Annotated in this window: 4 protein-coding genes; 1 reads left to right on the top strand and 3 read right to left on the bottom strand. The window is 43.9% G+C overall.

Annotated features, from left to right (window positions below):
• Nucleotides 1-51 precede the first annotated feature (51 nt).
• The 3 genes from A1359_RS12245 to A1359_RS12235 are packed head-to-tail and all read right to left on the bottom strand — an operon-like array spanning nucleotide 52 to nucleotide 5,401.
• Nucleotides 52-2,841 (bottom strand): EAL domain-containing protein, encoded by a 2,790-nt coding sequence (locus A1359_RS12245; RefSeq protein WP_066983101.1) that lies wholly within the window; start codon nucleotides 2,839-2,841, stop codon nucleotides 52-54.
• Nucleotides 2,831-3,382: a YfiR family protein gene (locus A1359_RS12240; protein WP_198159341.1), complete on the bottom strand. Its 552-nt coding sequence runs from the start codon at nucleotides 3,380-3,382 to the stop codon at nucleotides 2,831-2,833. Before A1359_RS12240 ends, A1359_RS12245 begins: the two co-directional genes overlap by 11 nt.
• Before the next feature lie 12 nt (nucleotides 3,383-3,394).
• Nucleotides 3,395-5,401 carry a TonB-dependent receptor plug domain-containing protein gene (locus A1359_RS12235; protein WP_066983095.1) on the bottom strand — a complete coding sequence of 669 codons (2,007 nt, stop codon included), beginning with the start codon at nucleotides 5,399-5,401 and terminating at the stop codon, nucleotides 3,395-3,397.
• Between the two features lie 345 nt (nucleotides 5,402-5,746).
• Between A1359_RS12235 and A1359_RS12230 the strand changes: the two genes are divergently transcribed.
• Nucleotides 5,747-6,061: a hypothetical protein gene (locus tag A1359_RS12230; RefSeq protein WP_232322198.1), complete on the top strand. Its 315-nt coding sequence runs from the start codon at nucleotides 5,747-5,749 to the stop codon at nucleotides 6,059-6,061.
• The last annotated feature ends 13 nt before the right edge of the window (nucleotides 6,062-6,074 follow it).

The raw sequence follows: 6,074 nt of genomic DNA, 5'->3' as shown, positions 1-6,074 counted from the left end.
AATTTTGGCGAAATCCTTATTAAAAAGCGAGCTAAGGTATGCAATTGATTGCTACAAAAAATGGGTAAACTCGGCTGCCGACAGGGGCTTGGAATACAGGTAGCCTTGGGCAAAATCACAACCCATTTGCTGCAACAAATCGCGTTGCAATTCTGTTTCCACGCCCTCGGCTATCACTTTCAAGCCTAATTGATGGGCCAGAATGATAATGGCTTTAATCAAAGTCAAATCATTTGATTCGGGTGTTAGATTATTGACGAATGATTTATCGATTTTTAAAAAATGAATATCAAACTTGGTCAAATAGGATAAAGAAGAATAACCAGTGCCAAAATCATCGATAGCAATCTGCATGTCATTATCAGCAAAGGCGAATAATTTTTCCATGGCTTTAGTATTGGCTTCCAGCAATACTCCTTCGGTGATTTCGATAATGATATTGTCCGGCGCAATTCCGGCAGTTTGCAGGTAAAGCAGCCATTCTTCGACAAAGTTGTCCAGGCCCTGAAATTGCAGTGGCGAGACATTTACGGAAATTTGCAAATGGGTTTGATATTGCGCTTGCCAATCTTTGAACTGATCTACCACTTGATGAAACACCCATTGACCGATTTCGTGAATCAGGCCATGTTCTTCGGCGATTGGAATAAAATCGGCAGGACTCACTAACCCTTGACTGGGGTGCTGCCAGCGAATCAAAGCCTCGGCTTTGTAAATAGCCCCCGATTGCAAGTCAATTATCGGTTGATAGAAAACTACAAATTCCTGGCGTTGAATCGCCAAATGCAAATGAGTTAGCATTAACATGCGATTTTGTGATGCTTCCTGCATGCTAGGCATAAAAAAGCAAAAGCCATTACGGCCTTTATTTTTGGCAGCATACATGGCTTGGTCGGCAAAGCGGACCAAATCGTCTTCCTGCGTGGTGTCGGAAGGATAAAGTGCAATTCCGATGCTGGCGGATATAAAGATATGGTCTGTATTAAAGAAATAAGGTTGGCAAAGCGCATCGATTATCGCCTTGGCAATACGATCAACGTCGGAAATATCGATTATTTCACTGAGAATCACGGTAAATTCATCGCCACCCAAACGCGACACGGTGTCCGATTCCCGAACGCACTGGCTGATTCGGTGCGCTGCTTCGATCAACAAAGCATCGCCTATTTTATGGCCATAGGAATCATTGACTTCTTTAAAACGATCCAAATCCAGAAATAACAACGCCATAAGGTATTTTTCGCGTTTGGCCTTGCGAATTTCTTGCTGCAAGCGATCGGCAAATAAGCGTCGATTCGGTAATTCGGTCAGTGAATCATAATTGGCCTGATACCATATTTGTTTTTCGGATTTTTTCTTCTCGGTGATATCGGAAAACAAGCCGACGCGGCGAATAACCTTGCCTAAATCATCGTAAACATTGTTGATGGTCAGGTGTTCGACATAGATTTGACCATTTTTATGCCTATTGTTAATTTCGCCTTGCCAATGGCCCGTGCTGTTCAATTCTTGCCACATATTGCGGTAAAACTCGGTTTCTTGACTTCCTGAGCCAAGCAATTTTGGATCCCTACCAATCACTTCGTCCTGGCTATAACCTGTAATCATCGAAAAAGCAGGGTTGACTGACAAAATGGCATTATCGGCATTGACAACAACCATTCCTTCACTGCTATTTTGAAATACCAAATTCGACAATCGCAAACCTTCCTCGGCATGTTTGCGTTCGCTAATATCTCGTGCAGCCGCATAAATTAATTGGTCTTTGACGATGCAAGACCATTCAATCCAAAGATATGAGTCATTATGATGTCGATAACGGTTGACGAAATTGCTTAGATAAAGCCTTTCCCGCAATTCGGCCATCGCTTGCTGGGTTCTTTGCTGATCATCGGGATGGACGAAGGCAAAAAAGGGCTGCCTCTGTAGTTCATGATCAGAATAACCTAAAGTATCATGCCAGCGGGGATTGACTTTAAGAAAATAGCCATGAAAATCAGTGATGCAAAATAAATCAAGCGAACTATTGAAATAGTTATCTAATTCATTGGATTTGGCATGCAATTCTTTGGTACGCTGCGCTACTTTTGATTCAAGCTCGCTATTGAACTGTAGAATTTCACTTTCCCGTTGCTCAATGCGCCTCATCAACAAATTGAACGAGTCATACAGGCGACTGATTTCATCGTTGGTTTTTGGCGCGTCGAGCAGCAAATCAGTGGAATGGGTTTTAGCAGCATTTCGCCGGGTATGCTGTTCCAAACGGGAAATAGGCGACATGATAAAACGGCGCAAGCCTCGCGCCATGCCATAACTACCCAGCATTGCCAATAACAGAATTAACAACATGAATTGCAATTCGCGTAATTGCTGTTGCTTTAATTCGTCTAAATGCAGTGCTGCACGCAAAGTACCGACGAGTTGATTGTCCTGGTGGATAGCGATTTGAAAATGAAAATAATCGTCACCCAACAGCCATTGCTGATTTTCTGTCAAATCCGGCAAGCCCGCTTCAATGTTTTGCGGATCGTATTTAAAAAATACTTTTTTCGGACTCGTCAATTTCAAATAGGCCAAACGCGAATCTTTAGACAGTTGCCCAAAATGTCCCTCAATGGCTGCGACATCTTCGAATACCAACGGTAAAACTGTAAAATCGGCAACCAATTTGGCCCAAGCCATATTGGTTTGTACAAAGTCTTGCCGCTGCTGGACGGTTTTAATCCAGAACATAAAAGAGAAGGTGCTGATAATGGTCGTTGTGACCACAAACATCACCACCCAAATCAGTTTGCGCTTAATGGGCTGATTGGTCTGCCAGCGCTTGAATCTAGTCAACAAGACGCACCACCTTCAGTAAATGGTAACTGGCTGTTAATCCGCTTTGCTCTAACGCCGTGCGGTTGAGTTCTATATTGATTTTTTTGTCATCAATATAAAAATCGATGTGCGCTCCTGCTTCAACGGCATTTTTGTTTTCTGCAATAATCAGCACAGAGGATTGCTGAACTGCCGTTAATATAGGGCCTAATTGATCCTTGATCTCTGAATTGACATAAATAATCTGGCACTGGTTAAGTTTATCGGTATTGTCGAAAATCATTATTTTGACAGATTTATTTGCCAGGGTTTCATTGGCATAATAACTTTGAATGGCTGGCAGCAAAGGTGCTTTACTGGAAACGCAGAGATTGAATTGTTCGGCATTGAATGGTGGCCAGGTAATGAAGCGGGCAATCTTTTCGATGATCGATGCGCGAATCAATTCGCTGGACTCAACCGCAACTACCTGATGGGGCGTCAGATAAAGCCCAATAATAATCAGTGTAGCGAAACACAACTTTCGCGTAGACACAATTAAAGAGACTATACGTTTATTCACCAGCACCAACCACTAGAACTCGAGCGCAATTTCACCGAATAGCATTCGGCCTGGCGATGCGGGAATGGTGTTTAGATTTTTGCGATTAAATTCCGGATAGTAAAATTGCTCATCCAATAAGTTGTCTAAATAAAGCGTGAAGGTGATGGGCTTGATTTTGGAAAGACCAAGCAAGGTATTTAATCGATAATTACTATTGATCGTCACATTATGATAACTGTTGGCCGGCGGATTGAGTACCTGCGACGAAGCAACAATTTTAGCGGCACTGAAGTAAGTATCGAAGGCGCTGATTTGCAAATCGGCAGTAACATCATAGCTCAAACCAATTTTTGCCATGTGATTGGGCATTTGTGTTTTATTGTTTTGATTCTGCTCATCGCGATTGGTTTGAAAGGTGTATGAGCCTTTCCAGGATAATCCTTCAAATAATTTGGCCTTGGTTTCCAATTCCAGACCTTCGAATGTTATGCCGCCGGCATTGACATATTGCAGCCTGGTTGGCGTGGTATCCGGTATAGGGTTACGCACAATCAAATTGGTGACTTTGCTTTGAAAGGCGGTTAACGATAATTGGCGATCGGCATCGTGGTAGTAAATTTGCGCATCGACCGATTCAACTTTTTCTGGCTGCAAGCTACGGTTGCCTAACACGACTGCGGAATTCGCCCCCATTTCCCCGGCACTTGCCACTCGATACGCCTGATCGAATAATAATTTTGCGCCCCAGTTTGAATTCAGCTCATACACCAGGCCCGCCCGGCCTACGACGCCGTCTATACTAGATGCATGATCAACCGAACCTTCTTTGAAAGGGTCGAAACGGTGCCATTGTCCACCGATATTGAGTTTGAGATTATCTAACAGCGCATAGCTAATATCGCCGTAAATACTCGACTTTAATTGTTCATAGGGGTCCAAAGTATTGGGCTGCGAAACTTGAGTCACCTGGCCTTGCTGCCATTCCACCAAGCCACCGAAAATCAGATTGAACTTGTCCTCGAAAAAAGACAAATAATGGGTTTGTTCGAAGAGCAAATTGTTTTCCCATAAATTGGTCATATACATCACGTCATTCACAGGCAAATTATAGTTCTGGGAAAATTTGTTGTAGGTTAAATTCCAGCTGCCTCGCCAATGATCATTAAAGCGATGTTGATAGCCGGTATCAAAAAACAAGCGGTTATTTTCGATTTCCTGACCGGAACCAATCGGTACCGAACCCCAATGGGTACGTTGGTTATTCACCACATACAGATTGAAGTCCAAGTCTTTCCAGGCTCCCCAAAGGCTGGCGCTGACATCGCCATCGTCGTTACGAAAAGAAACCGGCTGTTTGCGCTCATCGGTAGCGGAAGCCAACCAGCCATCGCTGCTGCGGTGACGTATGGCGCCGCTGATGGCCGCATCTTCATTTTTCCAGGCAAACTCGGATTCCACCTGGCCAGTATTAAAGCTGCCGTAACGGCCGCGCACGGTCACACCATTGTCTTGGCGTTTTTTGGTGACGATGTTGATGACGCCAGTAAAGGCATTGGTGCCGTACAGCACCGATCCGGCGCCGCGCACCACTTCAACTTGTTCGATTTGATGAATCGGAAAATCCCGAAACACTGTTTCATTGAGGCCGCCGTAAGCGCTATCACGAAATGGCCGACCATTGATCAGGACTAGAGTGTGATTGTTGACATGCGTCAAGCCATCGCCACGTACCGATGCTGTGCTGTCTGACCAGATATAGGTGCTGAGCATATATACACTGGTGACGCGATTGAGTACATCGGCCAAGGTATTGCCGCCATAACGCTTGATGTCGTCTGCTGTGACGATACTGACGATACCCGCTGCTGAATACTCGCTTTCGCTTTTTTTGGACACTACTTCGATATTGAGAATGTCTTCTAGCGACATCTGCTTCAATTCGGCCATGTCAATTTGTTCGTCTTCGGCCATAGCCTGGCAAGCCATCACCAGCAAATACAAGGCGAATGATCGAGAGCAGAAAGATAATTTTTGCATAATGGCGTATCAGGTGTGGATGGCTCTTTACAAAACCCAAGCAAAGCGTTTAATGCCAAGCCTCCTGAGACTAATGTATATAGCAAGATTATACATATAAGTTTTAACGCTAAATGTTGACTCGTAAGTTCTGAACTGGCATTTCACACATATATTATTAATGATCGGCAGCATGCTTGTGGCTACAAAAATTCGTGACTACATACCATTGCTTAAACAGACTATTGCTGAAGCAAGGCCTAGCTTATTTGTCAAACAGCATGAGGTGTGCAGCAATGAAGACGATGCCAATATGCAAAGCTTTCACCCTGATACAACCAGGCTCAGTTGTTTTGATTACGACAAATGATGGTCGTCGGAGTAGGGGCATGTTCCGGAGCCGATACGGACAAAATTGAAAAGTTCAGACTGACGCCGCTTAAGGGAAAGCATGTCAAGGCGCTGTTGATCAAAGAATGCCTGGTAAATGTAGAATGTAAGGTAATCGATATTGTTGAAAAGTACAACATCCTTGTTTTTGACGGTATCGAAGCATACCTTGATGATTTACCAGGAAAGCAGCGAATCATTCATGCGATCAGCGATGGTATCTTTGTGGTAGCTGGAGAAAAGTTGGATCGACGGCAAATGATGCGCTCGAAATTTCCAGATGGTGTCTAATACTGCAAATGGA

The sequence above is a fragment of the Methylomonas lenta genome (assembly GCF_001644015.1).
Classification (GTDB): Bacteria; Pseudomonadota; Gammaproteobacteria; order Methylococcales; family Methylomonadaceae; genus Methylomonas; species Methylomonas lenta.
Note: the sequence above shows the minus strand (reverse complement) of the source record. Positions and strands in the feature narration are given on the sequence as shown.